The 25,023-nt window shown below is 71.3% G+C and carries 26 protein-coding genes; 14 read left to right on the forward strand and 12 right to left on the reverse strand.

Annotation, left to right across the window (positions count from 1 at the left end; all coding sequences use genetic code 11):
• Positions 1–79: 79 nt before the first annotated feature.
• Together Cs7R123_RS03485 and Cs7R123_RS03490 are read left to right on the forward strand one after the other, a co-directional pair.
• Positions 80–259, forward strand: a complete 180-nt coding sequence (locus Cs7R123_RS03485; protein ID WP_212823351.1) for a hypothetical protein — start codon at positions 80–82, stop codon at positions 257–259.
• Positions 260–304: 45 nt separating this feature from the next.
• Positions 305–991 (forward strand): cysteine hydrolase family protein, encoded by a 687-nt coding sequence (locus Cs7R123_RS03490; protein ID WP_212823352.1) that lies wholly within the window; start codon positions 305–307, stop codon positions 989–991.
• Positions 992–1,011: 20 nt separating this feature from the next.
• Here Cs7R123_RS03490 and Cs7R123_RS03495 read toward each other — a convergent pair whose 3' ends face one another.
• The 4 genes from Cs7R123_RS03495 to Cs7R123_RS03510 all read right to left on the reverse strand — a co-directional run bounded on the left by Cs7R123_RS03495 (position 1,012) and on the right by Cs7R123_RS03510 (position 4,386).
• Entirely contained in the window at positions 1,012–1,344 is a 333-nt protein-coding gene (locus tag Cs7R123_RS03495; protein WP_212823353.1) for a gamma-glutamylcyclotransferase family protein, read from the reverse strand.
• A gap of 331 nt (positions 1,345–1,675) precedes the next feature.
• Entirely contained in the window at positions 1,676–2,707 is a 1,032-nt protein-coding gene (locus tag Cs7R123_RS03500; RefSeq protein WP_212823355.1) for an ABC transporter substrate-binding protein, read from the reverse strand.
• Between the two features lie 49 nt (positions 2,708–2,756).
• On the reverse strand, positions 2,757–3,584 hold the full coding sequence (locus Cs7R123_RS03505) for an ABC transporter permease (RefSeq protein WP_244871591.1): 828 nt from the start codon (positions 3,582–3,584) through the stop codon (positions 2,757–2,759).
• Positions 3,577–4,386, reverse strand: a complete 810-nt coding sequence (locus Cs7R123_RS03510; protein WP_212823357.1) for an ABC transporter ATP-binding protein — start codon at positions 4,384–4,386, stop codon at positions 3,577–3,579. Before Cs7R123_RS03510 ends, Cs7R123_RS03505 begins: the two co-directional genes overlap by 8 nt.
• Before the next feature lie 121 nt (positions 4,387–4,507).
• On the opposite strand from Cs7R123_RS03510, the gene Cs7R123_RS03515 reads away from it, so the two are divergent.
• The 3 genes from Cs7R123_RS03515 (at position 4,508) to Cs7R123_RS03525 (ending at position 7,795) form a co-directional block, all read left to right on the forward strand.
• Positions 4,508–6,097 carry a sensor histidine kinase gene (locus Cs7R123_RS03515; RefSeq protein ID WP_212823359.1) on the forward strand — a complete coding sequence of 530 codons (1,590 nt, stop codon included), beginning with the start codon at positions 4,508–4,510 and terminating at the stop codon, positions 6,095–6,097.
• The gene (locus Cs7R123_RS03520; protein ID WP_212823361.1) at positions 6,094–6,774 is read left to right on the forward strand and encodes a response regulator; all 681 of its coding nucleotides are present in this window, start codon (positions 6,094–6,096) and stop codon (positions 6,772–6,774) included. The genes Cs7R123_RS03515 and Cs7R123_RS03520 overlap by 4 nt, the downstream gene beginning before the upstream one ends.
• A gap of 145 nt (positions 6,775–6,919) precedes the next feature.
• A complete protein-coding gene (locus tag Cs7R123_RS03525) occupies positions 6,920–7,795 on the forward strand; it encodes a hypothetical protein (RefSeq protein ID WP_212823363.1) in 876 nt (291 codons plus the stop codon).
• 54 nt (positions 7,796–7,849) lie between these two features.
• Here Cs7R123_RS03525 and efeO read toward each other — a convergent pair whose 3' ends face one another.
• The 4 genes from efeO to Cs7R123_RS03545 all read right to left on the reverse strand — a co-directional run bounded on the left by efeO (position 7,850) and on the right by Cs7R123_RS03545 (position 11,811).
• A complete protein-coding gene (gene efeO, locus Cs7R123_RS03530) occupies positions 7,850–8,980 on the reverse strand; it encodes an iron uptake system protein EfeO (RefSeq protein WP_244871592.1) in 1,131 nt (376 codons plus the stop codon).
• On the reverse strand, positions 8,977–9,834 hold the full coding sequence (efeU, locus tag Cs7R123_RS03535; protein ID WP_212823365.1) for an iron uptake transporter permease EfeU: 858 nt from the start codon (positions 9,832–9,834) through the stop codon (positions 8,977–8,979). The genes efeO and efeU overlap by 4 nt, the downstream gene beginning before the upstream one ends.
• Before the next feature lie 193 nt (positions 9,835–10,027).
• A complete protein-coding gene (locus Cs7R123_RS03540; protein WP_212823366.1) occupies positions 10,028–11,074 on the reverse strand; it encodes an ABC transporter permease in 1,047 nt (348 codons plus the stop codon).
• Complete coding sequence (locus Cs7R123_RS03545) at positions 11,071–11,811, reverse strand: ABC transporter ATP-binding protein (RefSeq protein WP_212823367.1); 741 nt, start codon at positions 11,809–11,811, stop codon at positions 11,071–11,073. Before Cs7R123_RS03545 ends, Cs7R123_RS03540 begins: the two co-directional genes overlap by 4 nt.
• A 200-nt stretch (positions 11,812–12,011) precedes the next feature.
• Between Cs7R123_RS03545 and Cs7R123_RS03550 the strand changes: the two genes are divergently transcribed.
• The 5 genes from Cs7R123_RS03550 to Cs7R123_RS03570 all read left to right on the forward strand — a co-directional run bounded on the left by Cs7R123_RS03550 (position 12,012) and on the right by Cs7R123_RS03570 (position 16,177).
• Positions 12,012–13,223 carry a sensor histidine kinase gene (locus tag Cs7R123_RS03550; RefSeq protein WP_212823368.1) on the forward strand — a complete coding sequence of 404 codons (1,212 nt, stop codon included), beginning with the start codon at positions 12,012–12,014 and terminating at the stop codon, positions 13,221–13,223.
• Entirely contained in the window at positions 13,220–13,873 is a 654-nt protein-coding gene (locus tag Cs7R123_RS03555) for a response regulator transcription factor (RefSeq protein ID WP_212823369.1), read from the forward strand. The genes Cs7R123_RS03550 and Cs7R123_RS03555 overlap by 4 nt, the downstream gene beginning before the upstream one ends.
• Before the next feature lie 114 nt (positions 13,874–13,987).
• Positions 13,988–14,362, forward strand: a complete 375-nt coding sequence (locus tag Cs7R123_RS03560; protein ID WP_212823370.1) for a BlaI/MecI/CopY family transcriptional regulator — start codon at positions 13,988–13,990, stop codon at positions 14,360–14,362.
• An 86-nt stretch (positions 14,363–14,448) separates the two neighbouring features.
• On the forward strand, positions 14,449–15,135 hold the full coding sequence (locus tag Cs7R123_RS03565; RefSeq protein WP_212823371.1) for a hypothetical protein: 687 nt from the start codon (positions 14,449–14,451) through the stop codon (positions 15,133–15,135).
• A gap of 343 nt (positions 15,136–15,478) precedes the next feature.
• The gene (locus Cs7R123_RS03570) at positions 15,479–16,177 is read left to right on the forward strand and encodes a hypothetical protein (RefSeq protein ID WP_212823373.1); all 699 of its coding nucleotides are present in this window, start codon (positions 15,479–15,481) and stop codon (positions 16,175–16,177) included.
• Positions 16,178–16,367: 190 nt separating this feature from the next.
• Here Cs7R123_RS03570 and Cs7R123_RS03575 read toward each other — a convergent pair whose 3' ends face one another.
• From Cs7R123_RS03575 to Cs7R123_RS03585, 3 genes are all read right to left on the reverse strand, one after another.
• Entirely contained in the window at positions 16,368–17,213 is an 846-nt protein-coding gene (locus tag Cs7R123_RS03575; protein WP_212823374.1) for a phosphatase PAP2 family protein, read from the reverse strand.
• 105 nt (positions 17,214–17,318) lie between these two features.
• A complete protein-coding gene (locus Cs7R123_RS03580) occupies positions 17,319–17,996 on the reverse strand; it encodes a response regulator transcription factor (protein ID WP_212823376.1) in 678 nt (225 codons plus the stop codon).
• Positions 17,984–19,429: a cell wall metabolism sensor histidine kinase WalK gene (locus tag Cs7R123_RS03585; RefSeq protein ID WP_212823378.1), complete on the reverse strand. Its 1,446-nt coding sequence runs from the start codon at positions 19,427–19,429 to the stop codon at positions 17,984–17,986. Before Cs7R123_RS03585 ends, Cs7R123_RS03580 begins: the two co-directional genes overlap by 13 nt.
• A gap of 108 nt (positions 19,430–19,537) precedes the next feature.
• Between Cs7R123_RS03585 and Cs7R123_RS03590 the strand changes: the two genes are divergently transcribed.
• The 4 genes from Cs7R123_RS03590 to Cs7R123_RS03605 are packed head-to-tail and all read left to right on the forward strand — an operon-like array spanning position 19,538 to position 24,163.
• Positions 19,538–20,113 (forward strand): hypothetical protein, encoded by a 576-nt coding sequence (locus Cs7R123_RS03590; RefSeq protein WP_212823379.1) that lies wholly within the window; start codon positions 19,538–19,540, stop codon positions 20,111–20,113.
• Positions 20,110–20,853: an ABC transporter ATP-binding protein gene (locus tag Cs7R123_RS03595; RefSeq protein ID WP_212823381.1), complete on the forward strand. Its 744-nt coding sequence runs from the start codon at positions 20,110–20,112 to the stop codon at positions 20,851–20,853. Before Cs7R123_RS03590 ends, Cs7R123_RS03595 begins: the two co-directional genes overlap by 4 nt.
• The gene (locus Cs7R123_RS03600) at positions 20,850–21,545 is read left to right on the forward strand and encodes an ABC transporter ATP-binding protein (RefSeq protein ID WP_212823383.1); all 696 of its coding nucleotides are present in this window, start codon (positions 20,850–20,852) and stop codon (positions 21,543–21,545) included. The genes Cs7R123_RS03595 and Cs7R123_RS03600 overlap by 4 nt, the downstream gene beginning before the upstream one ends.
• On the forward strand, positions 21,542–24,163 hold the full coding sequence (locus Cs7R123_RS03605) for an FtsX-like permease family protein (RefSeq protein ID WP_212823384.1): 2,622 nt from the start codon (positions 21,542–21,544) through the stop codon (positions 24,161–24,163). The genes Cs7R123_RS03600 and Cs7R123_RS03605 overlap by 4 nt, the downstream gene beginning before the upstream one ends.
• Here Cs7R123_RS03605 and Cs7R123_RS03610 read toward each other — a convergent pair.
• The gene (locus Cs7R123_RS03610; RefSeq protein ID WP_244871593.1) at positions 24,160–24,912 is read right to left on the reverse strand and encodes an ABC transporter permease; all 753 of its coding nucleotides are present in this window, start codon (positions 24,910–24,912) and stop codon (positions 24,160–24,162) included. The genes Cs7R123_RS03605 and Cs7R123_RS03610 overlap by 4 nt on opposite strands.
• Positions 24,913–25,023 lie beyond the last annotated feature (111 nt).

A 25,023-nucleotide genomic window follows, 5' to 3' on the forward strand; every position in this document is an offset into this window, starting at 1 on the left:
GGCGGCCCCGTCTCGGTGTCGCCGCCCAGCCGACCTTCGGCTTGACCTGTACCCGTGGGCACGGGTTTACCGTCATGGCATGCGGATCGCAGAACTGACGCATCCCGTCGCGACCACACCGGCAGCGCTGCGTGATGACCAGACGGCAAAACAGCTGCGAGCCGACCTCGCATCCGGGGCGTGGGACGCCGGTCACGGCGCGCTGCGCGACCAGTCCGCGTTCATCGGATCGCTACGCCTCATCGTCGGACACCCCTGACACAGCCCCGGATAACCCTCGCGCCGATTCCAGGAGCCCGCCGCTATGACCGACCTGCCCCCGGCCGACCCGCACCTGGCCCCACGCTGGGGCACCGCTGCCCTGATCACCATCGACATGCAGGTCGACTTCCTGTCCGAAAGCCCGTACGGGCTGGCAGGGACCACCGAGATCCTGCCGAATCTGCGGCTGCTCACCGAAGCTTTCCGCGCCGCGGGCAGACCGGTCGTGCACGTCGTGCGCCTATACGAACCCGGTGGCGCCAACGCTGACCGCGTCCGAAGGTCGCTGCTGTCCGACGGGGCGCAGATCGCGGCGCCGGGCACGCCCGGCAGCCAGCTCGCCCCCGGCCTGGCTCCCGACCCCGCCGCGCTGCTCGACCCCGCCGCGCTGCTCGCCGGACGGGCGCAGCAGCTCGGCCCCGCCGAACATGTGATCTTCAAACCTCGGTGGGGCGCGTTCTACCAGACGGCCCTGGACGCGCTGCTCGGCGATCTCGGCGTCGACACCCTCGCCTTCGCCGGCTGCAATCTGCCCAACTGCCCGCGCGCCAGCCTCATCCAGGCCAGCGAACGCGACTACCGCATCGTCCTGGCCACCGACGCCGTGTCGCAGGTCAGCGCACAAGGCCTGCGGGAGGTCGCCGGCATCGGCGTCCAGCTCATGACCACCGCCCAGATCACCGCCGCGATCGGCCCGGCCGCCGCCCAGCACCTGGACGCGTCCCGTTGACCGTCTGCACGGCCGGATGCCTACGCCTGGACATACACCCAGGCACGCACGCCGGAGGCCAGCGTCACCAGGATCCGCCGGTAGTCGTCGACCTCGTAGTCGTCGGCGGCCGCGAGCTCGGCATCGCTCACCTCGAACACCATGCCCGCGACCTGATCGGCGGGGACATCGGAGGCCACCACGATCGGATGGTGGCTCTGGCCGCTGACCGCCAGCACATCCGGGTCGGTGATCTCCACCAGGTCGACTCGGAACCCGGACAGCGCGTCGCTGCGACCGGCAAGCTCACGGCCGAAGTTGGCCTGCTGCACGGCCGGGTCGCGCAACGTGCCATACGAGAACAGCAGAGGCATGCCGCCGATCATGCCAAGCTGACGGCTGATGACGTCAGGTGGGACCCCGCTCGCCCACGGCCGTGGCGGTGAACGGGTCCGGCTTCGGCGGCACCGGGCAGGATCGCCGGCCGCACCGTGACCGGGCTCCTGCGACACCACCGGAGCAGAGTCCGACCTCGCCCACCCTGGCGGGCAGGACCTCCGACGGTGCGACCGGAAGCGGCCTCGGATGCCGGTGCGGCGAAGACCCGCTTGCCGGGGACGTCTCGTGGGCCGCACCGGGTCTTCGATCCCGGTGCGGCCCACGTCGACGTGCCCGCAGGGTGTCGCGTGCCCGTCTAGTTCTGCGTCAGGACGCGGCCTTGACGAACTCGGTGGTGAACGTCCTGGCCAGGTCGATCGAGGCGGCGGCCTGCACGTCCGGGTTCGACGCCTTCAGCACGTCGAGGACGGTCTGCGGGCCGTCGGCGGGCATGACGCCGTCGGCGGTGAACATCCCCTTCGAGTCGTTGATCGACTGCACGTACAGGGCGGAGTCGCCGCCGGCGTAGTCGGCGGGCATCTTCGCGGCGATCTCGGCGGCCGTGTGGGTGTCGATGAACTTCAGCGTCTTGACGAACGCGTCGGCCATCTTCTGGATCGCGGCCTTGTGCGCGGCGACGTAGTCGCACGGCATGTACAGCGAGGCGCCGGGGTAGAGGCCGCCGAGCGCGGCGCGGGTGCCCTCCTCCGTACGCATGTCGATGATGACCTTGGCCTTGCCGGTGCTGGTGAGCTTGGCGATGGTCGGGTCGGTGGTCATGCCCGCGTCGATGGCGCCGTTGTCGATGGCGGCGATGAACGTCGCCCCGGCACCGGCCTTGACGATGGTGTACTGCGAGCGCTGCACGCCGCCCTTGACCGCCAGGCCCTGGGTGATCATGTCGGTGGACGAGCCGGGGCTGGTGACGCCGAGCTTCTTGCCCGCGAAGTCCTTGGCCGAGGTGATGGTGGCGGCCTTGGCGGTGGCGACCACCTCGGCCTCGCCGGGCACGTCGGCGAACTGGACGACGCTCTGCACGCACTTGCCCTTGGCCTGCAGGTGGATGCTGTGGTCGTAGAAGCCCACGACGCCGTCGACCTGGCCGGCCAGCATCATGGTCTCGGCGTCGGCGCCGGACGGCTCGCTCTTGAGCTCGACGTTGACGCCCGCGTCCTTGAAGTAGCCGAGCTGCTCGGTGAGTTTGGCGGGCAGGTAGATGACCTTGTCGAGGCCGCCGACCATGATGGTCACGGTCTCGGTGCCGCCCGCGGCGGGCTGCTCGGACGGGGAGGTGCCGCGGCAGGCGGCCAGGCCCAGGATCAGCGCGGGCAGCGCTGCCAGCGCGATGGACTTGCGCATCGTTGCTCCTTGCGAAGGGGTGGAGGGATTTCGAGGGGGGAAGGGTGGGTCAGTGCGGCTGCCACTTGGTCAGCCGCTTCTCGACGAGGGTCAGTACGCCCTCGGCGAGCAGGGCCAGCACCGTCATGATGATCATGGCGGCGTAGATGCCGGCCGAGTCGAAAGTGCCCTGCGAATGGGCGATGAGCATGCCCAGGCCCTTGTCGGCGCCGGTGTACTCGCCGACGATCGCGCCGATCAGCGCGAAGCCGAACGCGGTGTGCAGGCTGGCCAGGATCCAGGAGGTGGCGCTGGGCAGCACGACCGTCCACATCATCCGCATCCGCGAGGCGCCCAGGATGCGGGCGTTGTCGTGGATCACCCGCGGCACCTCGCGGGCACCCTGGAACGCGTTGAAGAAGACCCCGAAGAACACCAGCACGAACGCGGTGGCGACCTTCGAGCTCATGCCGAAGCCGAACCAGATCACGAAGATGGTGGCCAGCACGATCCGGGGGATCGCGTTGGCCGCCTTGATGAACGGGGCGAGCACGTCGGCCAGGTAGCGGGCCCGGCCGAGCACGACCCCGAGCACGACGCCGACCAGCGAGCCGAGCATGAACCCGTAGACGGCTTCCTGCAGCGTGTAGGAGATCTGCTCCCAGACGGTGCCGTACGAGGTGCCCTCGGTGAACCAGGTGACGAGCTTGTCCCAGATCAGGCTGGGCTTGGAGTAGAAGAACGGGTCGATCCAGTAGGTCCCGGCCAGTTCCCACGAGCCGAGCCACAGCGCGACGAGGGCCGCGCGGCCGCCGTAGACGCCCCAGCGGCGGCGATCACGGCCGGGGGCCCTGGTCGCGGCGGTGCTCAGCGGCACCGGTGTAGCCAGCTCAGCCACGGACGGCTCCTCTCGTACGCGCGATCTCGACCTCTTCGCGCAGGGATTCCCAGACCTCGCGGTAGAGGTCGAGGAACTCGGGTTGCAGGCGGATCTCGTCGACGTTGCGGGGGCGCGGCAGCGTCACCGGGACGACGGACTTGACGGTGGCCGGGGCGGCGGTCATGACCACGACCCGGTCGGCCAGGGCGATGGCCTCGGTCAGGTCGTGGGTGACGAAGACGACCGCCGCGCCGGAGCCGGACCACAGCCGCAGCAGCTCGGCCTGCATGAGCTCGCGGGTCTGCACGTCCAGGGCACCGAACGGCTCGTCCATCAGGATGATCTCGGGTTCGGTGATCAGGGTCTGGGCCATCGCGACGCGCTTGCGCATGCCGCCGGACAGCTGGTGGGGGTAGTACTTCTCGAACCCGGCCAGCCCGACCCGGTCGACCCAGGTGCGGGCGCGCTCGCGCGCCTCGGCCTTGGCCACGCCCCGGTAGTGCAGGCCGAGCGCGACGTTGTCGACCACGGTGCGCCAGGGCAGCACCGCGTCCTGCTGGAACATGTAGCCCACCGACCGCGGGATGCCGGTGACCGGCGTCCCGGCGACCGCCACCTCGCCGCCGCTGGCCGGCTCCAGCCCGGAGATCAGGGACAGAGTCGTGGACTTGCCGCAGCCGGTCGGGCCGACCACGGTGACGAACTCGCCAGGCGCGACGTCGAGGCTGACGTCCCGCATCGCGGTGAAGGTGCCGCCCCCGGCGCCCGGGAAGACCTTGGTCGCCCGGGTCAGCCTGATGGCGGGTGTGTGCTGGGTCATAGCGCACGACCGTAGGGAGGACACCCAGGTTTCCGCGTGGTTGCGAACATTGCGCGGGCAAGTTACGTAGATCGCTTTTTGCGCATTCTGCTCACGGCCTCACCGCAGGTAGCGTGTGGTGATGCCCCGTCGCCCCCTCCGGCTGGCCACCCAGACCATGCTGCTGCAGGTCGTCGTGGTCGCCATCGTCGCCGCGGCCGGGTTCACCATCGCCGCGCTGCTGCTGCGCAGCGAACTGGAGCAGCAGTACCTGCAACGCGCGCTGGCCATCGCCCGGACCACCGCCCGCGAACCGGGCCTGGCCGCGAAGGTCGCCGACGGCCGCCCGGACCCCGGCGGCGAGGTCCAGGCGTACGCCGAGCGGGTCCGCACCGCCACCAACGCCCTGTTCGTGGTGATCGCCGACCGCGACGGCATCCGCTACTCCCACACCGACCCCGCGCAGGTCGGCAAGCGGGTCAGCACCGATCCGTCCGGCCCTCTCAGCGGCCAGGAGGAGGTCGCGATCCAGCGCGGCACCCTCGGCCCGTCCGCCCGGGGCAAGGTCCCCCTCTACGACGACACCGGCCGCATCGTCGGCGAGGTCAGCGTCGGCATCCACGTCGACCGGATCACCGACCGCCTCGACGAGCTGCTGCCCTGGGCCGGGCTGTTCGCCGTGTTCGCGCTCGCCGTCGGCAGCGGCGGGGCCGCGCTGCTGGCCGTACGCCTCAAACGCCGCACCCTCGGCCTGGAGCCCACCGACCTGGCCGACCTGGTCCGCGAGCAGGTCGCCGTCCTGGAGGGCGTCCGCGACGGGGTGCTGGCCGTCGACGTCAACGGCCGGGTCAGCGTCTGCACCGAGCAGGCCGCCGCGCTGCTGGACGAACCGGTGCCGGTCGGGTCACCGGCCACCGACGAGGTCGTCGCACTGCTGGACGACCGCTCCCCCGTCACCGGTGAGCTGCGGCTGGTCGGCGACCGGGTGATCGTGGTGACGCGGCGCCCGGTCGAACGCGGCGGCCAGGACCTGGGCACCGTGCTGACCCTGCGCGACCAGTCCGACCTCGACGCGATCGCCCGTGAGCTGGAGGCGACCCGGGCGCTGACCGACGCGCTGCGCGCGCAGGCCCACGAGCACACCAACCGGCTGCACGCCCTCGACGGCCTGCTGCAGCTCGGCGACGTGCCGCGCGCCCACGCCTACCTGCGGGAGCTGACCGCGACCGAGGCGGGCGGCACCGTCGACGGCCGGGTCGGCGACGCCTACCTGGACGGGCTGCTGGCCGCGAAGGCCGCGGTGGCCTCCGAGGCCGGGGTGGTGCTGCGGCTGGGCGAGGACACGTGGGTCCCCGGGCAGCTCACCGCGCCGCTGGAGGTGGTGACGGTGCTGGGCAACCTCGTCGACAACGCCATCCGCGCGGCCGCGGCGGGCACCCGCCGGCCCGCCCAGGTCGAGGTGAGCCTGCTGGCCGACGGTCCCGACCTGCACATCTATGTCGCCGACAGCGGCGACGGGGTGGCGCTGGCCGATCCGTTCCGGGTCGGGGCGACCACCAAGCAGGAACCTGGCCGGGGCCTCGGACTGGCGCTGGCCCGCCGCACCGCGCGCCGCCACGGCGGCGACGTGCGGCTGCGGGCGCCGCAGCCGGGCACCGGCGCGGTGTTCACCGCCGAGATCCCCGGGGTGCTGGCCCCGGCGACCCCGCTGAGCTGGGAGGTGACGGCATGATCCGGGTACTGGTGGTGGACGACGACTTCCGGGTCGCCGCCCTGCACTCCTCGTTCGTCGGGCAGATCCCCGGGTTCACCGCCGTCGGGGTCGCCCACAGCGCGCAGGAGGCGGTCGAGGCCGCCGCACGGCTGCGGCCCGACCTGGTGCTGCTCGACCAGTACCTGCCCGACGGGCTGGGCACCGCGGTGCTGGCCCAGCTGCGCACCGACACGATCATGCTGACCGCGGCCAGCGACACCGCCACGGTACGGGCCGCCCTCAGCGCCGGGGCCCTCAACTACCTGGCCAAACCCTTCACCGCCGCGCAGCTGGCCGAGCGGCTGGCCGCGTATGCCCGCTACCGCCACCACCTCACCGGCGAACGCGACCTCGCCCAGGAGGAGATCGACCGGGCGGTGGCGCTGCTGCACGACGCCGACGCCCCGGCCGCCGCGCTGCCCAAGGGCCGCTCCCCGGTGACCGCCCAGCGCATCCTGGCGGCGCTGCGCGCCGCCACCGGCCCGATGACCGCGGTCGAGATCGCCGACAGCACCGGCGTCTCGCGCGCCACCGCACAGCGCTACCTCGGCGACCTCGCCCACTCCGGCAAGGTCGAGCTCAGCCTGCGGTACGGGTCGACCGGCCGCCCCGAACACCTCTACCGCTGGCGCGGCCAGCCCGTCCGAGTCCGCTGACCCCGCCGGCGCCGACCTGGCCGGCGAATAGTCCCCGGGTCGGCGCTACCAGGTGGGCCGTTGCGCAGTTGTCCAAAACAGGGCAAACCTACATCGCGTAGGAGCGGCCGACTGCCATCTTCGATCCACCTGACGGGGACCCGCCATGACGCAACCCAAAGTGCTGCCCGAACTCGACCTGGCCCGCGCCGGACGCCAGGTCATCAAGAAGCTGCCCGAGGTCACCCTCGCGTTCTGGCTCATGAAGATCGCCGCGACCACCCTCGGCGAGACGGCCGGCGACCTCTTCGCCCAGACGCTGGGGCTGGGCTACTTCCTGACGACCATCGCCCTGCTGGTGATCTTCGTGGGCACGCTGATCGTCCAGTTGCGCTCGCGCCGGTACAACCCGTACTTCTACTGGACCGTCATCCTGTCCACCAGCATGGCCGGCACCACCGTCTCCGACTTCATGAACCGCGACACCAGCTACCTCCCCAACGGCGAGACGTCGCTCGGCTGGGGACCACAGGGACTCGGCCTCGGCTACCCCGCCGGGGCGGCCATCCTGGTCTCGCTGCTCATCGCCGTCTTCGTCGCCTGGAAGCTCAGCGGGCTCACGTTCGCCATCAACGACATCAACACCTTCCGCGGCGAATCCTTGTTCTGGGCCGCGATCCTGATCTCCAACACCCTCGGCACCTCCGCGGGCGACTTCCTGTCCGACAGCTCCGGACTCGGCTACGCCGCGGGCGCCCTGCTCGTCGGTGGGCTGCTCGCCCTGCTGCTCGCGCTCAAGTACGTGCCGACCGTGCCCAACGTCCTGCTGTTCTGGTTCGCCTTCGTGCTGACCCGGCCGCTCGGCGCCACCGCCGGGGACTTCCTCACCAAGCCGACCGCCAAGGGCGGACTCGACCTCGGCACCCTGGGCTCATCGGCCGTGCTGCTGGCCGTGCTGTTCGGCCTCATGGCATACGCCCAGGTGATCGAGCGCCGCAAGCAGCTGCTCCACACGGCCACCCCCGCTCGAATCACCCGGTGACCAATAGCTGATCATCTCCAGGTAGCGCGGTGTGTCCGGACCGGGCGCACGGCGCTACCTGGAGATGACTGCGGCGATCTTGCTGACGGGCTCCGCCAGGGCGTTCACCGCATCCGACAGTTCCCGCAGCTGGGCCGTCGTGAGTTCGGTGTGCAGCTTCCAGCCGTCGGCAGTCGCATACCGCCCGAGGGTTTCGCGTACGGCGGCGAACTGGCGGTCGAGCTCGGCGACGGTGGCCGGATCGCGGTCGAGCAGGGCAGGGCGCAGGGCCTGGACAGCTGCCTGGGCGCCTTCGAGGTTGGCCTGGAAGTCCCACAGGTCGGTGTGGGAGTAGCGCTCCTCCTCGCCGGTGATCTTGCCGGAGGCGATCTCGTCGAGCAGGCTCTTGGCGCCGTTGGCCAGCTGTAGCGGGTTGAACTGCACCGTCTTGGCGCGGGCGACGAGGTCGGTCACGTCGGCCAGCAGCTGGTCGGCGATGGGCCCGTCCTTGGCGACGTCGCCGTTGACCCACAGGTCCTGCTCGATGCGGTGGAAGCCGGTGAACTGCATGCCGTCGTCGGCCACTTCGGCGCGGCCGTCGATCTTCGGGTCGAGGTCGCCGAAGCTGGAGGCGACCGGTTCGATGCGCTCCCAGTAGGTGCGGGCGACCGGGTACAGCGACTTGGCCTTGGCCGTGTCGCGGTTCTTGACGGCGGTGACGAACTCGCCGGTGCGGGTCAGGAACGCGTCGGCCTGGCTGACGACGTAGCGGTGGTAGGCGTCGGTGGCGTCTTTGAGTTTGGCGTCGGCGGTCAGCGGCGCGGCCGAGCCGGCGACGGTGAAGTCCGCGCGGATGCCGGTGCCGCTCATGCCGGGGCGGCAGGAGGTCTGGTAGGTGCCCGGCGGCAGTTCGACGCTGAGGTCGCGGGTCAGGCCCGGGGTGATGTTCTCGACTTCGCCCATGACCCGGTCACCTACGGCGTAGACGTAGAACTCGGTGACCTTGGTGCCGGTGTTGGCGATGCGGAACGTGACGGTGCCGGCGTCGCCGCTGGTGCGGGTCAGGCCGCAGTGGGTGTCGTCGGCGGCCACGGCGATGACGGCCGAACCGGTGTCAGCGGGTGTGGGACTGTCGCTGTCGCAGCCCGCGGCGGCGACGGCCAGGGTTGCCAGGGTGGCGGCGGTCAGGATGCGGCGCATGGTCATTCTCCGGTTGTGGTGGCGGTGGCGGCAGGCTGCGGCGCCGGAGCTGGTGGCGTGGGCCGCCGGAACAGGAAAAGGAACAGGACCGGGATGCCGTAGGCGATCCAGGCGATGGTCTCCAGCACGGTGGGCGCGGGCGTCATGTTGACGGTGCCGCGCAGCAGTTCGGCGTACCACGTGGTCGGGTCGAGCACCGCGGTGATGTCGAAGGCGATCCGGTTCAGGCCTGGAACAACTCCGGCTTCCTGCAGGTCATGGACGGCGTATTTGAAGATGCCCGCGGCCACCACGATGAGCAGCCCGCCGGTCCACGTGAAGAACCTGGTGAGGTTGATCCGGATCGCGCTGGCGTACAGGGCGGCGCCGATGGCCGCCGAGGTGATCAGGCCGCACGTGATCGCGATGCCGGGCCAGCGGGAGCTGGCGCCCTGCAGGCTGGCGAAGAAGAACAGCGCGGTTTCCAGCCCTTCGCGGGCGATGGCGAGGAACGCGGTCACCACTACCGCGGTCGCGCCCATCTCGACGGCGTGGCCGAGTCTGCCGCGCAGGTCGCCGCCGATCGACCGGGCGGCGCGGCGCATCCAGAACACCATCCAGGTCACGAACGCGACGGCGGCCAGGGAGGCGATGGCGTCGAACAGTTCCCGGTGGTGGGAGGTCATGTTGGCGCTGGTGTACTCGAGCAGGGCGGCGAACCCCACCGACAATGCAATCGCGGCGCCGACGCCGGTCCACACCTGCGGCAGCCGCCGTCGCTGTCCGGATTTGACCAGGAAGGCCACGAGGATGGTCACGACGAGGGCGCCTTCGAGGCCCTCGCGCAGCCCGATCAGGTATGAAGGCAGGAAGAATCGCATGCTCGGCTCCGGGGGTGGGCAGCGTCGGCTGTGCGGGAATCCACAGATCCCCTACACGCTGTAGTATGAAGGCTAGCCTAACCTACCCGGCGCGAGCAAGGCCGGCCGTCCACCCGACGAAGCTTCAGTCCGCTGTCGCAGTCGGACAGGAGCGGCGGCGCACCTGAGCTCTGGTACGCCGCCGCATCCGAGCTCAGGTCAGGTCGATCCGCCGGATGCGCAGCACACCGACGGCTCCGACCGCGGCCGCCAGCAGCAGGTAGACGGCGAGCTCGGTGTACTGGAACCGCCAGAACCGCCCCGCCGGCTGATACTCGACCTGCTGGCGCAGCCCGAGCCGGTTGATGGCCTGGTCGCATTCGGCCAGCGACGCCGTCGCCGAGACGCACACGTCGGGAGCGGGCACCGCGCCGGCGTGGCCGCCGGCATCGACGGTGGCGACGTCGAGCAGCCACCCGCCACCGACGTCCACGGGGCTGGAGACCAGCAGCATGCCCTGGTCGAGGTGGAGGTTCTGCGGCATGCTCGGCTCAAGCTGCAGCTCCACCACCGAGTGCGCGGGCGGTGCGTAGTCGGCTCGGATCATGGCCGGTATCAGCAGTTGGACACCCAGCAGGACCGCGGCGGTGACCGCCATCGCCGCGATGGTCCGCCGGGCGAGCACTCCCACGGTGGTCCCGAGCAGGAACGCGAACAGGGCGTAGCCGACCGGCGCCACACCACGGGCGCCGAACACCAGGGGTGCGAATCGGTTGGGCAGGCTCAGCCCCTGGTCGTGTCCGGGCAGGGCGCTGGCCAGGTCCAGCGGCTGCGACCACCAGGACACGGCGAGGCTGAGCAGTGCGGCCGTCCCCGCTGCGGCCAGGCCCAGCATGAGCAGTTTGGCGGCAGTCCACCGCATCCGGGTGATGCCCTGGCTCCACACCACTCGCAGCGTCCTGGCTTCCAGCTCGCGGGCGACCAGCGGCGCGCCCCAGAACATGCCGATGAGGGCGGGCAGCAGGTACAGCGCGACGATCGCGGCGTAGAAGACCGCCAGCGCGGGCTGGAACCCGTTGATCGCGGCCGCGAACTGCGTCTGGGCACGCTCGCAGGTGTCGGTGCACGCGGCCAGGCCGCTGGCGGCGAAGGCGTCGCGCACGCGGGCTCCGGTCGCCGCCAGTGCCACGGCCACGGCGGCGACGAAGCCGAGGGTCGCGGCGGCCTGGACGCGGAACTGGCGCCAGGTGAAGTACATCATCGCTGCTCCTGCGGGAACTGGCTGCGGCCCAGCGCGAGGTGGCCGAGCACGAGGGTTTCCAGGTCGGTCGCTGACGCCTCGGTGAGCAGGTCGGGCACGGTGCCTGCGGCGGCGACCTGCGCGGCGCTCAGGACGATGAGGTAGTCGCAGCTGACGGCGAGGTCGGAGACCACGTGCGAGGACAGGACGATGGTCGTGGCGTGTTCGGCGGTGGCCTGGCGGAGGGCGTCGAGGAACTCCCGTCGGGCCAGCGGGTCGAGGCTGGCGACGGGCTCGTCCAGCAGCAGCAGCTCTGGCCGTTTGGCCAGCGCGAGCGTCAGTGCGAGCTGGGCGCGCTGGCCACCGGACAGGGTGCCGACCCGGTCGGTGGGGCGCAGGTTGAGCTGGGCCAGGCGGTCGGCGGCGAAGCGCTGGTCCCAGCGGCGGTTGAGGCGGGCGCCGAGGGTCAGGTGGTCGGCGACCCGCAGGTTGGTGTAGAGGGGTGCGTCCTGGGCGACGTAACCGACTCGGGCGGTCTGCCGCGCGCTGCCGGCCGGGGTCTGGCCGAGGACCTGCACATGCCCGGAGGTCGGGCGGATGTGTCCGGCGGCCAGCGACAGCAGGGTCGACTTCCCGGCGCCGTTGGGGCCGACCAAGCCCACCGTGCGGCCCGCCGGGATGGTCAGGTCGCAGTCGCGCAGCGCCCACCGTCCCCGATATCGCTTGCTCAGAGCACGCGCATCCACTGCAACGTCCATGGTCTTCTCCTCGCGGAAGTGCGCCGTCTGCGGCGCTCCGGACGGCGCGGTACCGCCCGGATGCCCACCCTGCCGGGGTGGTGCCGGCCGTGGCGTCATGCCGGCGACCCGAGTTACCAGCCCGCATAAGGCCTGGGTATGGCCGCGTCGTGGTACCTGGGTCTGACGCCGTCGGTGGCCTGCGCGGCTACGGTGTGCCCATGGATCCGCGCCCGCTGCTGCCCACCACCGTCAGACAGTGGGTCTTGCTGGACACGGTCGTTCTGCTGCTGAGCAGCCTCGTGGCCACGACGGCGCTGGCGGCGTCGGTCAATCCGCTGCCACCCGCCGTCCACGTCCCGGGTACCGGCCCGGCGTGGATCGCCTATCTGGTCGCGGTGCCGGTGATCGTCGCCGCTGCGTTAAGACGGCTGCTGCCGCCTGCGGTGTTGGTCGCGGCGTCGGTCGCCGGTGCGGCGGTGATGTTCGGTGTGCCGACCGCGGCCCCCGCGGTCGCCGCCCTGTACCTGATCTACCTGGTGCCGGCCCGTCTGGCCACCGGCGCAGCTGTGGCAACCCTGGGCGCAGCCGTGCTGATGTGCGTGGTCCGGTCGACGTACCTCGGTGTCGGGTTGTCCGCCGGGTCGTGGCTGGGTTCGTCGGCGATGGCGGCGCTGCTACTGGTGGTGGCGTGGACGCTGGGCTACGGTGCCGACCGGCAGCGCCGCTACGCCGCCGTCCGCCAGCAGCAGGCAGTCCAGGCCGCCCACGAGCAGCTCGCCCAGCAGCGGCAGGCGCTGAGCGAGGAGCGGCTGGAGATCTCCCGCGAGGTTCACGACGTGGTCGCGCACACCTTGGCCGTGATCGCGGTGCAGGCCGGGGTCGCCAATCACGTCGCCGGGCAGCACCCGCAGGAAGCCCGGCGCGCACTGCAGACGATCGAGGAGACCAGCCGCGGTGCGCTCGCGGAGATGCGCCGCCTGCTGGCGGTACTGCGTCCTGACCGCACTCCTGCCGACACCGGTCCGATGCCGGGCCTTGCCGACCTCGGCGATCTGGTGGACCGCAGTGCGCAGGCCGGGCTTGCCGTGACCGTGCACACCGACGGCAGCCCTCCGTCTGGCCTGCCGGCTGGTCTCAGCCTGGCGGTCTACCGCATCGTGCAGGAGTCCCTGACCAACATCATCAAACATGCCGGCCCGGCATCCTGCACCGTGCGGCTGTTCTACCAGCCGCAGGAGATCACCGTGGTGATCAGCGACGACGGGCGGGGCGGACTGCCCGCGACCTCCGGCCACGGCCTGGTCGGCATGCGCGAGCGGGTCGCCATGTACCGTGGCCGGTTCGTGGCCGGGCCCCGGCCGGAAGGCGGTTTCACCGTGACGGCGGTGCTGCCCGTACCCGCAGGTTCCGATCCCGGGGCGGGCCGGTGATCCGGGTCCTCGTCGTCGACGACCAGGCCCTCGTCCGGGGCAGCTTCCGGCTGTTGGTCGACACCGCACCGGACCTGGCCGTGGTGGGCGAAGCCGCGACCGGGCTGGAAGCCGTCGACGCCGCCCGCCGCCTGCGGCCCGACGTGGTACTGATGGACGTTCGCATGCCCGACCTCGACGGCATCGAGGCCACCCGGCGGATCATCGCCGACCCGGTGACGGCCGAGGTCAAGGTGCTGGTCCTGACGACGTTCGACATCGACGAATACGTGTTCGGCGCGTTGCGGGCCGGCGCCAGCGGTTTCCTGCTCAAGGACACCCGGCCAGGTGACCTGCTCGACGCCATCCGAGTGGTGGCAGGCGGCGAGGCACTGCTGGCGCCGACGGCCACCCGCCGCCTGATCGAGCAGTTCGTACGGCACGCCCCGCAGCAGCCGGCATCGGTCGAGCTGCCCGACACCACCGAGCGGGAACGCGAGGTCCTGGCTCTGGTCGGGGCGGGCCTGTCGAACACGGAGATCGCGCAGCGGCTGCACATCAGCGTGTCGACGACCAAGACCCACATCGGTCGGCTGCTCATGAAGCTCGGCGCCCGTGACCGCGCCCAGCTGGTCATCATCGCGTTCCAGAGCGGCCTGGCTCGACCCTGACCGCAGCGATACCGCACAGGTCCGCCGTACCGGGACGTCGCCGTGCGGTTTTTGGGCACCACCGGTGTCGGCGGTACGGTTCAGGCAGGCCGACGACGGGACAGGGACGGGTACATGAACAGTCCGCCGAAGAGGCGCGGCGCCGGACAGCTCGAGCACGAGGTCCTCGCGGTGCTGTGGGCCGCAGCCCAGCCGCTGACCCCGGCAGAGGTCGCCACCCAGCTGGACTCGGGCCTGGCCTACAACACCGTGCACACGATCCTGACCCGGCTGCAGGAGAAGGGCCAGATCAGGCGCGAGGTGATCGAGGGCAGGGCAAGGTACAGCCCGGTTCAGGACGCGGCCGCAGCCGCGGCCGGGCAGATGCGTGCGGTGCTCGACAACACCTCCGACGACCGTGCTGTGGTTCTTGCCCGCTTCGTCACCGATCTGGATCCGGCGGACGAGGCGGCACTGCGGGACGCTCTCGACCGCCGCCACCGCCGATAGCCGCAGCCGCCCGCCCACGGCTGCCGTTTGCCCTGCCTCGCCCGCTGGGGATTGCCGACTGCCCCGCTGCTGACTACTGTCCGGCCGTGATGATCCGTTGGATCCCCGCCCTTGCCGTGCTCGGTATCGTGCTCGCGATCCTGGGCGCGGTGCTGTTTCCCGCCGCGCTCGGCGGCGGCGGCCTGTTGGCGCTGGGTGGTGCCATCGTGGCGCAAGCAGCCTGCGTTCTCCTGACCCGGATCGGGCCGCTGTCCCCGCGGCGCGCGGATCCGGTGGTGATCCGTATCGGCGCCGTCACCGGGGCCGTCACCGGTCTGCTCTACGGAGGCGAGATCGTCTCCGAGTACGTCAGTTCGGCGGTCACCGACGCCAGCGTCGCACTGGGGTGGGCCATCGTCGGAACGCTTGTCGTCTCGTCGATGGTCGCAGCGGCGGTCGCCACCGTGCGGCTGCGTTCGATCCGGGCCGGGCTCACCGCCGCGGCCTACGCCGCGATCGCCGAGTACCTGGTCTGGTATCCGTTCGTGCTCGGCGCCTACTACGCGATGAGACACAGCGCCAGCTTGGAACGTGTATGGCGCGCCGAGGGAACCTACCTCGACTTCGCCCGCAGCGGCATGTCCGACATCCGCGCCTTCGTCATGCAGGATTTCTGGGGAGCGGGATTCTTTCACCTGGTAGCGGGGCTGATCATCGCCGGTCTCTTCGGCACGTTCGCCACGCTGGCCACGCGGGTCGCGCAACGATTGCTCACCTCACCCGCCGCCCCGTAACCGGCCGGCCCGGCGTCGTCACACGCCGCCTGGTGTCGGCGTACAGACAAACGTGCACAGCCGCATACGCGACGACGTACACAAGGGCCCGCCCTTGGCAGAGCGTCCGCCTAACTCCGCATTCGTTGGCTGAGAAGCACTCACGTCAGCACGCGGGCTCATGATCGTGACTGTCGGTAGCCATCAACAAGTGAGTTCGAGGGCTGGCACGACTTGCGGAACATCCGCTTCTGCCGATGAGTGGATGTCGCTTTAGATGATCGCTCACTGTGGCTGTATTTCAGTGCTCGCGTACCTTCGTAAGCAACAACAAAGGACCCTTTACCGGAGACGAGTACCGCGTATGACAGTCGACCAAGCGCCCGCTGATGCCGCTGCTGGGCGCTCGCTTGCCGATGCACTCGCTGCGCCCCTGCTCGGCGCCTACCGGGCAGGCGGCTTCGGTCTGGCGTTCCTGCTTCTCGGTGCCACGATCCTGACCGGTGCCGGGTTCGTTGACCGTGGACCGGTCACCTACGTGCTACTCGGCATCGGCATCCTGCTGGTGCTCATCCCCTGCTACTTCTTCTTCATCAAAGAAATACGGCCTATCGACCGGGCTCGGAAGGCCGTTGTCAGCAACGAGGAGCTGATCAACCAACTGCAGCAGGCAGCCGTTTCCGCCGCGCAGCTGGGCCTGATGCTGCAGGCAGTGGTGTACAAGCACTCGCGAGATGTCAACGCGCTGCTCAACCTAACCCGGTCGCAGCTGCAGCACATCCCGTTCGGTCTGGCCAGAAAACTCGCTGACCAGCCTGCCTTGGTCAACGCTGACGCGCTTGCCGCGGGTGTGGTGTCGTTCTCGGAGCAGGCCGAGGAGGTGCTTCGCGAGATCAACGCGGCAATCGTCGAGGCTGACGCGGCCCGGCTGCGCAAGTACATCGATGAGGCCGACAAGCTCAAAGCGTCGATACGAGCGGTTCTGACGGCCCGCAACGAGCTGGCCGCCGAGGCGGCCGATGGAGTCGGGGAAGACGAGCCTGAAGCACCTATTCCTGCCTGACCAGGGATGTTACCTGGCTTCTATGTAGCGGCGCTGGGCGGGGCGCCCGCCGAAACCGTGCTTGGCGAAGGTGGGTCAGTGGACTCGTTCTCATCGCCAGTCCTTCTACCTTGTGCACGTTGTGGCGTACGCACCTGCGTAAGTTGACCCTGTACGCCGACACCTGGCAAGTCCTTCAGCCGGCAGCAGGTCACGTGAGGGTCGCGCCCATCCGGCCTTCAGGGCGTGCCACCGCCGCGCGGCGTTCGCGCCTGGCGCGCACCAGCATGGCGGCCAGTGCCACGGTCGTCAGCCATGCCGCGCCCAGAGTCCATCCGCCGATCACATCGCTGAGGTAGTGGACGCCCAGGTAGATCCGCGACAGCCCGACGGCGCAAGCCAGTGCCGCGGCGCTGAGCCAGGCGGTGGCCTGGATGCGGCGGTTGTCGGTGGCCATGGCGACAAGCCAGGCGAGCATGCCGAAGCAGGCGATCGAGCTGCCGGAGTGTCCGGAGGGGAACGAGTAGCCGCCTGCGGTGACGAGCCAGTCGAGCGGGTCGGGCCTCGGCCGCGAGATGGTGATCTTTATCAGGGCCACGAGCAGCTGGATGCCCGCGCCGACGGCCACGGCGAGCAGTACGGGCCGCATGCTGCGTCGGCGTACGGCGACGGTGACGGCCACGACGGTGAGCAGGATGATCAGGCTGGCGGCGGAGCCGAGGTCGGTGATGCCGGTGGCCAGGATGTTGAGCGGTCCGGTGCGGTGGGTGACGGCCCAGTGGGTGACCGGGTCGTCGACGACGGTGAGGTCGTCGCGTTCCAGGACGCCTTCGGCGATCTCCGCGAAGGTGAGGGTGAGGGTGAGCAGCAGCGTCGCGGCGGTGGCCAGTAGCAGCAGCGGGGTCGGGATCCGCCGGGCCGGCCAGGTCGGTGTGGTGACCGTGCGGGTCCAGCGCGTGCGGGCGCCGCGTAGCACCGGGGTCGCCGCCAGCGTCGTCAGGTAGGCCAGGGCGATGAGGACGGCCGCCGCCCCGGCGCCCGCGACGTTGGCCAGCATCGGTTCTCCCCTGCTCGTGGCGGCCACGGCCGGTTCCACGCCTCACCTCGAATCCGTTCACCCTACACGGTGTAGTGGTCTGCTCCGGTGGTGCTGGAGGTGCTGTCAGCCGCCGGTCGGGTGCAGGCGGTAGCCGGCGCCGCGGACGGTCTCGATCGCGGCGCGCCCGTAGGGCTGGTCGATCTTCTTGCGGAGGTAGCGGACGTAGACCTCGACGATGTTGTCGTCGCCGATGAAGTTCATGTCCCAGACGTTGTCGAGGATCGCGCGCTTGGAGACGACGTCGCCGCGGTGGCGCATGAGGAACTCCAGCAGCGCGAACTCCCGGGGCGTGAGGACGATCTGGTCTTGGGCGCGCCTGACGGTGCGCCGGGCCGGGTCCAGGCTCAGGTCGCCTGCGCTGAGCACGGTCGGCCGTTCGCGTAGCCGGCGGCGGGCCAGGGCACGCAGGCGTGCCAGCAGGACCACGAAGGAGAACGGTTTGGTGAGGTAGTCGTCGGCGCCCAGGTCGAGCGCGTCGGCCTGGTCGTACTCGCCGTCCTTGGCGGTGAGCATGAGCACCGGCGTCCACACCTGCTGGGCGCGCAGGCGGCGGCAGATCTCGTAGCCGCTGAGCCCCGGCAGCATGATGTCGAGCATGATCACGTCGTAGGGGTGTTCGGTCGCGGCCCACAGCCCGTCGTTGCCGTCGTGCATGACGTCCACGGCGAAGCCTTCGCCGACCAGCCCTTCGCGCAGCGTCTCGGCGAGGCTGACCTCGTCTTCGACGATCAGGATCCGCATGTGGAGCCGTCCAGTGGAGAGACGACGGCAGTGGCGGTGGTGGTGCGCATCGGGAGTCTGATGTGCAGCGCGGCGCCCCCCAGGTGGGAACTTTCGGCGGTGACGGTGCCGTCGTGGTCGTGGACGATGTCGCGGGTGATGGCCAGGCCCAGGCCCGCTCCCCCATCCGTGCGGGTGCGGCTGCTGTCCAGCCGGACGAAGCGGTCGAACGCGCGGTCGCGGTCGGCGGGCGCGATGCCGGGTCCGTCGTCGGCCACGACCAGATGGGCGGTGGTCGCGTCGGCGCGTACGGTGATGGCGATCCGGCTGCGGGCGTGGCGGGCGGCGTTGTCGCACAGGTTGGCCACGGCCCGGTCCAGGTGGTGGGCGTCGCCGCGGATACGCACGGGTACGACATCGGCGCTCACGCGCAGGTCGGGATGCTGGTGCTGTAACCGGTCGCGGTGGATGTAGGCGATGTCGTCCAGGTCCACGTCTTCGCGGCGGGCCGCGGCCATGCCGTGCTCGTCGGTGCGGGCCAGCAGCAGCAGGTCGGCCACCAGGCGGCTGAGCCGCTCGGTCTCGGCCTGCAGGCGGGCGACCTGAGTGGCGCCGGCGGTGCCGGAGGCGGCCAGGACCTCCAGCCCGACCTGCAGGGTCGTGAGCGGGCTGCGCAGCTCATGGCTGGCGTCGGCCACGAACCGGTTCTGCGCGTCAGCGGAGTCCTGCAGCCGTTCCAGCATCGTGTTCATGGTTTCGGCCAGGGCGGCGACCTCGTCGCGGGCAGCGGGCACCGGTACCCGGGCGGTCAGATCGCGGGCGGTGATGCCGGCGACCCGGCGGCGGATGGCTTCGACCGGCCGCAGCGACCGGCCGACGAACACGAACACCGCGATGCCGACTACCAGCGCCAGCAGCGGCGCGCCCACCAGGATCGTCCTGGTCACGGCCTCGATGCTCTCGTCGACGGGCCGCAGGGACTGGGCCGCGACCACGGTCCGCACGCCGTCGTCGGTGGCCACGGCGGTGGTGACGGCACGGAAGGCGTCTTCGCTGCCAGGGGTGAGCCGCAGCTGCTCGTGGCGGACTGCGCCGACCACCGGACGGGCCGCGGTGATCGGCGGTTTGCCGGCCAGGACCGCAGACGCGGCCACGACGTCACCGGCGGGGTTGAGGACCTGCACGATCGTCTGGTCGCCGGGGGCCGGTCGCAGCGTCTGCTCCAGCAGTGCCGGGTCGCCGGCCCGGATCGCGGCGACGACCTGGTCGGCGCGCTGGGTCGCGGCGGAGTCGATGTTGCCGGTGAGCATCAGCTGGGCGGTGAGCACCATGGCCGCGCCGGCGACGGCCACCGCCACCGCGACGACCGTCGCGGCGGCAAGCGCCGACCGGATGCGGATGCCGCCCAGCCGGGCACGCCATGACCTGGCCGGGACGCGGTGGTCGGAGCTCATCGTCGCAGCGTATGCCGGTATCGCTGAGTGCCCGCTGAACAGTGGCCGCTGTGGCCGGTGTGCCGTCTTCAGGCTGGTCTAAGCAGACCGGGTCTAGTTTCGCCGGTCATGGAGATCACTCGGATCAGGCGACGTGCCTGGCTCGCCGCGGCTGCGCTGCTCCTGGCCACCGCCGGTTGCGCGACCGCGCCGTCGACGGCCACACCGGCTGAGAACAACCCGATCGGCGACATTCCCGACAACCAGGTGTTCGTGGCGTACACACCGCCGGAGGGCGGCTACACCGTGAAAGTGCCCGAAGGCTGGAGCCGCACGGAGGCCGGCGGAGCGGTGCGGTTCACCGACAAGCTCAACACCATCGTGCTGCGGTCCGAACCGGCCCAGACCGCGCCGGACGCGGCATCCGGCCGAGCCGACCTGGTCGAGTTGCAGCGCACGGCCAAGAACTTCACGCCCGGCGAGGTGAAGACGGTCGACCGGAAGGGCGGAACGGTGCTGCTGGTGACGTACCGCGCCGACGCACCCGCCGACCCGGTCACCGGAAAGATCATCAACGATGACGTGGAGCGCTACCAGTACTTCCACGCCGGGAAGATCATCAGCATCACCCTGTCCGGACCGCACGGCGCCGACAACGTCGACCCGTGGCGCATCGTCACCGACTCGCTGGCGTACACGCCATGACCGGCGCGGACACCGAACGGCAGCGGCGCTGGCCGGCCCCGGTCCCGCAACCGCACCAGGTCGTGCTCGCGCACCGGTTGCACCGCTTCTTCCGCGCCGCCGGGGAGGAGACCCAGGCCCTGGCCGGAGTCTCGTTCGCCGTCGAGGCCGGCGAGCTGGTCGCGGTCGCCGGGCCGTCCGGATCGGGTAAGTCGACGCTGCTGGCGCTGCTGGCGGGGCTGGACGAACCGGATGGCGGCACGGTGTTCGTGGCCGGGCAGCCGTTGAGCCACCGTCCCGAACCCGAACGCGCACGGATCCGGGCCGCGTCCATCGGCGTGCTGTACCAGCACGGCAACCTGCTGCCGCACCTGACCGTCGGGCAGAACCTGCGCTTCGCCCGCAAGCTCGCCGACGCCCGCACCCGCGTACACGTCGACGTCCGGCTGCACGCGGCAGGCATCGCCGGCCTCGGCGACCGGATGCCCGCACAGTTGTCGGGCGGACAGGCCACCCGCGCCGCGCTGGCCGTGGCCATGGTCAACGACCCCGCGCTGCTGATCGCCGACGAACCCACCGCCGAACTCGACACCGACAGCGAGCAGCAGCTGCTGGACATGCTGACCGACACCGCCCGCGCCGGGACCGCGGTAGTCGTCGCCACCCACAGCCCGCGCGTGCTCGGCGCCTGCGACCGGGTTCTGCGGCTGCATGACGGGCGGCTGGCCACGACGGCGGCTCATGGGGAGACGGACCGATGACCGCCCTGCCGCAGCAGTCGGCGACGCTGTTCGCGGCCGCGCGGGCCGCCTGCAGGTTCGGGCCGGTACACGCGGTGCGGGAGGCGACCTGCACCATCCGCGCCGGGCAGCAGACAGCCCTCACCGGCGTGTCCGGGTCGGGCAAGTCGACGCTGCTGCACCTCATCGCCGGCCTGCAGGCACCCACCTCGGGCGGGATCTCCTGGCCCGATCTCGGCGGTGATCCGCGCCGCGACCACACCGCCGTCGCGATCATCTTCCAGGCGCCGAGCCTGATCGACGCCCTCGACGTCCGGCAGAACGTCGCGCTGCCGCTGCTGCTGTCCGGCAGCGCACCGGATCCGGCTGCCCGCGCCGCGGACGCCGCGCTGCGGTCCCTGGGTCTGACGCAGCTGGCGGCACGGTTGCCGGTCGAACTGTCGTCCGGTCAGGCCCAACGGGTCGCCATCGCCAGGGCGCTGGCGATGGCCCCGAAGCTGATCCTGGCCGACGAACCGACCGGCCATCTCGACCACGACACCGCCGTACAGGTGGTCGCGACGCTGCGGGAGACCGCGACCGCGACCGGCGCGGCGCTGCTGATCGCCACCCACGATCGGGACATCGCCGCGCAGCTGCCGCATCGCTGGCACATCGACGACGGCAACCTGTGCACCGAACCCGGTTCCCGCACGGCAGGAGACGGACTGTGATCACGTTGTGGCTGCGGGGCCTGCTCCGCCACCGTCCCGGCCGGACGGCCGGTGCCGCCACCGGTGTCGCCGCCGCGGTGGCGCTGCTGGCATGCCTGGGCATGTTCCTGGCCGGGTCGCAGGCCAGCATGACCGCCCGCGCCGCCGCGCGCATCGCCGTCGACTGGCAGGTGCAGGTCACCCCGGGCAGCGACCCGGCCGCCGTACGGCAGGCCGTGGCCGCTCAACCAGGCACCGTCACCACCGCCGCAGTCGGCTATGCCACCGTGCCCGGCCTGTCGGCGACCACAGCTTCGACGAACCACCGCACCGGTCAGGCAGTCGCGCTCGGGCTGCCCGACGGCTACCGCGCCGACTTCCCGGGCCAGCTGCGCACCCTCGCCGGGTCAGACCAAGGTGTCCTGCTCGCGCAGCAGACCGCGGCGAACCTGCACGCCGTGCCCGGCACCACCATCACCATCACCCGGCCGGGTCTGCCCGACGCGGCCGTCACCGTCGCCGGAATCGTCGACCTGCCGCAGGCCAACGCCCTGTTCCAGACCGTCGGCGCACCCACCGGCGCGCAGCCGGCAGCACCCCCGGACAACGTGCTGCTGCTCCCGGCAGCCGACTACGCCGACCTGATCGCCCCGATCGCCGCGGCCGACCCGTCGGCACTGTCGGTGCAGATCCACGCCACCCGCGACCACCACCTGCCCCGGTCGCCGGCCCAGGCCTACCTCGCCGACACCCGCGCCGCCCAGCACCTGGCAGCGGACCTGGCCGGCGGCGGCCAGGTCGGGGACAACCTCGCCGCCACCCTCGACGCCGCCCGCAGCGACGCCGCCTACGCCACGGTCCTGCTGCTGTTCCTCGGCCTGCCCGGCGCGGTCCTGGCCGCGACCGTCACCGCGATCATCGCCGCAGCCGGGGCAGCCTCACGCCGCCGCGACCACGCCCTGGCCCGCGCCCGCGGCGCGACGACCCGGCAACTGCTGAAGCTGGCCGCCGCCGAGACCCTGCTGATCGCCGCCTGCGCCACCGTCGCGGGACTCGCCGCCGCAGCAGCGCTGGGGCAAGCCACCACCGGCGACCCCAGCTGGGGCGCCGCACCCGCCGACGCCGCCCTGTGGTCAGCCGCGGCCGCAGCCGCGGCACTGGTCATCGCACTGGCAGCGGTACTGCTGCCGACCTGGCGGCAGGTACGCAACGACACCGTCCACGCCGCCTACACCACCGCACCCGCACACCGGCTGCCCCATCCGGCACTGATCGTGCTGCTCGCCGTCGCGGGAGCACTGATCTGGCATCAGACCAGCGGCACCGGCTACCAGCTGGTCCTCGCCCCCGAAGGCGTCGCCGCGATCTCGGTCGACTACTGGGCGTTCACCGCCCCGGCGCTGCTGTGGCTGGCCGCCGCCCTGACCACCTACCGGCTGACCCACACGCTGCTGGGCCGCGGCCGGGCGCTGACCGCCCTGCTGCGACCCTGGACCAGGCAACTGGCTCCGGTCACCGCCGCGACCCTGACCCGCAATCGGCACCTGATCGCCCAGACCGTCACCGTGCTGGCACTGACGCTGGCGTTCGCGGCCACGACCGCGACGTTCAACACCACCTACCGGGCACAAGCCGACGTCGACGCCAGGCTCACCAACGGCGCCGACGTCACCGTCACCACGACCGGCACCGCCGACCTGTCCGCCATCAGCGGGGTCAGTCACGTCGAACCCCTGCAGCACCGCTACGCCTACATCGGATCCGACCTTCAGGACATGTACGGCGTCAACGCGGCCACCATCATCGGCACCGGGCTGCAGGACAGCTGGTTCACCGGCGGCACCGCCGCCGACCTGATGCAGCGCCTGGCCCGGCAACCCGACGCCGTCCTGGTCTCCGCCGAGACCGTCACCGACTACCAGCTGCGCCCCGGCGACACGATCACCCTGCGGATCCCGTCAGCGGCCAGCACCCCGGCCACCGCCGTCTTCCACTACATCGGCACCGTCGCCGAGTTCCCGACCGCGCCCAAAGACAGCTTCTTCGTCGCCAACGCCGCCTACCTCGACCAGGTCGCCGACCCGCCCGCCAACCACACCTACCTGCTCACCACCACCGCGGCACCGCCACAGGTCGCCGCCACGGCACGCGACCGCCTGGGACCGGCCGCCACCGTCACCGACCTCACCACCACCGCCGCGAGCATCGGCTCCAGCCTCACCGCCGTCGACCTGGGCACCCTCACCACCATCGAGCTCTCATTCGCGCTGCTGCTCACCGCGACCGCCGCGGGCCTGCTGCCGGCGCTGACACTGACCGAGCGGCGGCGCACGTTCACCCTCGCGGCGCTGCTGGGGGCCAGCCGCCGCCAGCTGACCGGGTTCGTCGCCGCCGAAGCCTGCGCTATCGGGGTGCTGGCGGCGCTGTTCGGGGCGGGCACCGCGGCGGTGATCACCGCGGTGCTGCTGGCGGCGCTGACCGGGGTGTTCGACCCGCCACCGGACCACCCCCACGTCGCCTGGACGTACCTGGCTGTGGTCGTGGTGGTGACGGTGGTGAGCCTCTGCGCCGCCGCGGTGCTCACCGTCGTGCGGTGCGGGCGCATCGATACCAGCGTCATCCGCCGCGACGCCGGCTAACGCACCGACGGCCTGCGGATCACGTCGCGGGCCACCAGCTCCAGCACGACGATCACCGCGATCGTCTCGGCTGCCAGCAGCCCGACCAGCACGAGCAGCTGGGTGGCGCCGGCCTGGACCGGGCCGCCGCCGCCCAGCAGCACCCCGACGAACGCGCCGGGCAGCGTCACCAGGCCCACGGTCCGGGTCTGGTCCAGCGCCGGATGCAGGGCCTGCCCCACGAACGGCCGGCACAGTTCCCGTACCGCGTCCGGTTCGGTGAACCCGAGCGCCAGCAGGGCCTCGTATTCCCCGCGGCGGACCGTCAGGTCTTCCATGATCCGGCGGCCGGCCAGCGACGTCGCCGACATCGCTCCGCCGATGAGGATCCCGGCCACCGGCACCACCGCCACGGTCTGCCACGGCACCGTCCCGGCAGCGACGATCAGCGCCAGCACCGGCACGAGCCCTGCCATGATCGCTGCGGCCGCCCACCAGGCGCTGCGGTCGCGGCTGATCCGCCGGGCGCTGGTCACCGACGCCACAACGATCATCAACACGACGAACGCCGCAGTAGCACCCCACGTCCGCAGCACCCACGTGATCAGCAGCGACACGACCGCCAGCTGCACCGCCGCCCGCACGCCCGCACCGACGACGGCCCGCGACACTCGCAGCCCGGCCCACCGGGCGCTCACCGCTGCGGCCGCACACAGCACGACCAGCACCAGCCCGAACGCCGGCCCGATCACGATCGAAGCGCCACCCACGGTCCCACCATCCCACCTGCACCTGCGACGGCAGCGCGCCATCTGCGAATCGGCCGGATACGGCACGGCCGTCGGCCGATCGGCTGCGACAGTACCGCCGAGGCCTGCGGC

Source organism: Catellatospora sp. TT07R-123, assembly GCF_018327705.1.
In the GTDB taxonomy this organism is placed as follows: Bacteria; Actinomycetota; Actinomycetes; order Mycobacteriales; family Micromonosporaceae; genus Catellatospora.

What these genes read in the sequence shown, in the direction of transcription:
- efeO (WP_244871592.1), bottom strand. Translation starts at nt 8,980, where the DNA reads ATGACCATGCGCCGCATCCTGACCGCCGCCACCCTGGCAACCCTGGCC.
- Cs7R123_RS03515 (WP_212823359.1), top strand. Translation starts at nt 4,508, where the DNA reads ATGCCCCGTCGCCCCCTCCGGCTGGCCACCCAGACCATGCTGCTGCAG.
- Cs7R123_RS03545 (WP_212823367.1), bottom strand. Translation starts at nt 11,811, where the DNA reads ATGGACGTTGCAGTGGATGCGCGTGCTCTGAGCAAGCGATATCGGGGA.
- Cs7R123_RS03510 (WP_212823357.1), bottom strand. Translation starts at nt 4,386, where the DNA reads ATGACCCAGCACACACCCGCCATCAGGCTGACCCGGGCGACCAAGGTC.
- Cs7R123_RS03495 (WP_212823353.1), bottom strand. Translation starts at nt 1,344, where the DNA reads ATGCCTCTGCTGTTCTCGTATGGCACGTTGCGCGACCCGGCCGTGCAG.
- Cs7R123_RS03550 (WP_212823368.1), top strand. Translation starts at nt 12,012, where the DNA reads ATGGATCCGCGCCCGCTGCTGCCCACCACCGTCAGACAGTGGGTCTTG.
- Cs7R123_RS03540 (WP_212823366.1), bottom strand. Translation starts at nt 11,074, where the DNA reads ATGATGTACTTCACCTGGCGCCAGTTCCGCGTCCAGGCCGCCGCGACC.
- Cs7R123_RS03570 (WP_212823373.1), top strand. Translation starts at nt 15,479, where the DNA reads ATGACAGTCGACCAAGCGCCCGCTGATGCCGCTGCTGGGCGCTCGCTT.
- Cs7R123_RS03595 (WP_212823381.1), top strand. Translation starts at nt 20,110, where the DNA reads ATGACCGGCGCGGACACCGAACGGCAGCGGCGCTGGCCGGCCCCGGTC.
- Cs7R123_RS03575 (WP_212823374.1), bottom strand. Translation starts at nt 17,213, where the DNA reads ATGCTGGCCAACGTCGCGGGCGCCGGGGCGGCGGCCGTCCTCATCGCC.
- Cs7R123_RS03500 (WP_212823355.1), bottom strand. Translation starts at nt 2,707, where the DNA reads ATGCGCAAGTCCATCGCGCTGGCAGCGCTGCCCGCGCTGATCCTGGGC.
- Cs7R123_RS03525 (WP_212823363.1), top strand. Translation starts at nt 6,920, where the DNA reads ATGACGCAACCCAAAGTGCTGCCCGAACTCGACCTGGCCCGCGCCGGA.
- Cs7R123_RS03520 (WP_212823361.1), top strand. Translation starts at nt 6,094, where the DNA reads ATGATCCGGGTACTGGTGGTGGACGACGACTTCCGGGTCGCCGCCCTG.
- Cs7R123_RS03585 (WP_212823378.1), bottom strand. Translation starts at nt 19,429, where the DNA reads ATGAGCTCCGACCACCGCGTCCCGGCCAGGTCATGGCGTGCCCGGCTG.
- efeU (WP_212823365.1), bottom strand. Translation starts at nt 9,834, where the DNA reads ATGCGATTCTTCCTGCCTTCATACCTGATCGGGCTGCGCGAGGGCCTC.
- Cs7R123_RS03590 (WP_212823379.1), top strand. Translation starts at nt 19,538, where the DNA reads ATGGAGATCACTCGGATCAGGCGACGTGCCTGGCTCGCCGCGGCTGCG.
- Cs7R123_RS03560 (WP_212823370.1), top strand. Translation starts at nt 13,988, where the DNA reads ATGAACAGTCCGCCGAAGAGGCGCGGCGCCGGACAGCTCGAGCACGAG.
- Cs7R123_RS03485 (WP_212823351.1), top strand. Translation starts at nt 80, where the DNA reads ATGCGGATCGCAGAACTGACGCATCCCGTCGCGACCACACCGGCAGCG.
- Cs7R123_RS03580 (WP_212823376.1), bottom strand. Translation starts at nt 17,996, where the DNA reads ATGCGGATCCTGATCGTCGAAGACGAGGTCAGCCTCGCCGAGACGCTG.
- Cs7R123_RS03600 (WP_212823383.1), top strand. Translation starts at nt 20,850, where the DNA reads ATGACCGCCCTGCCGCAGCAGTCGGCGACGCTGTTCGCGGCCGCGCGG.
- Cs7R123_RS03490 (WP_212823352.1), top strand. Translation starts at nt 305, where the DNA reads ATGACCGACCTGCCCCCGGCCGACCCGCACCTGGCCCCACGCTGGGGC.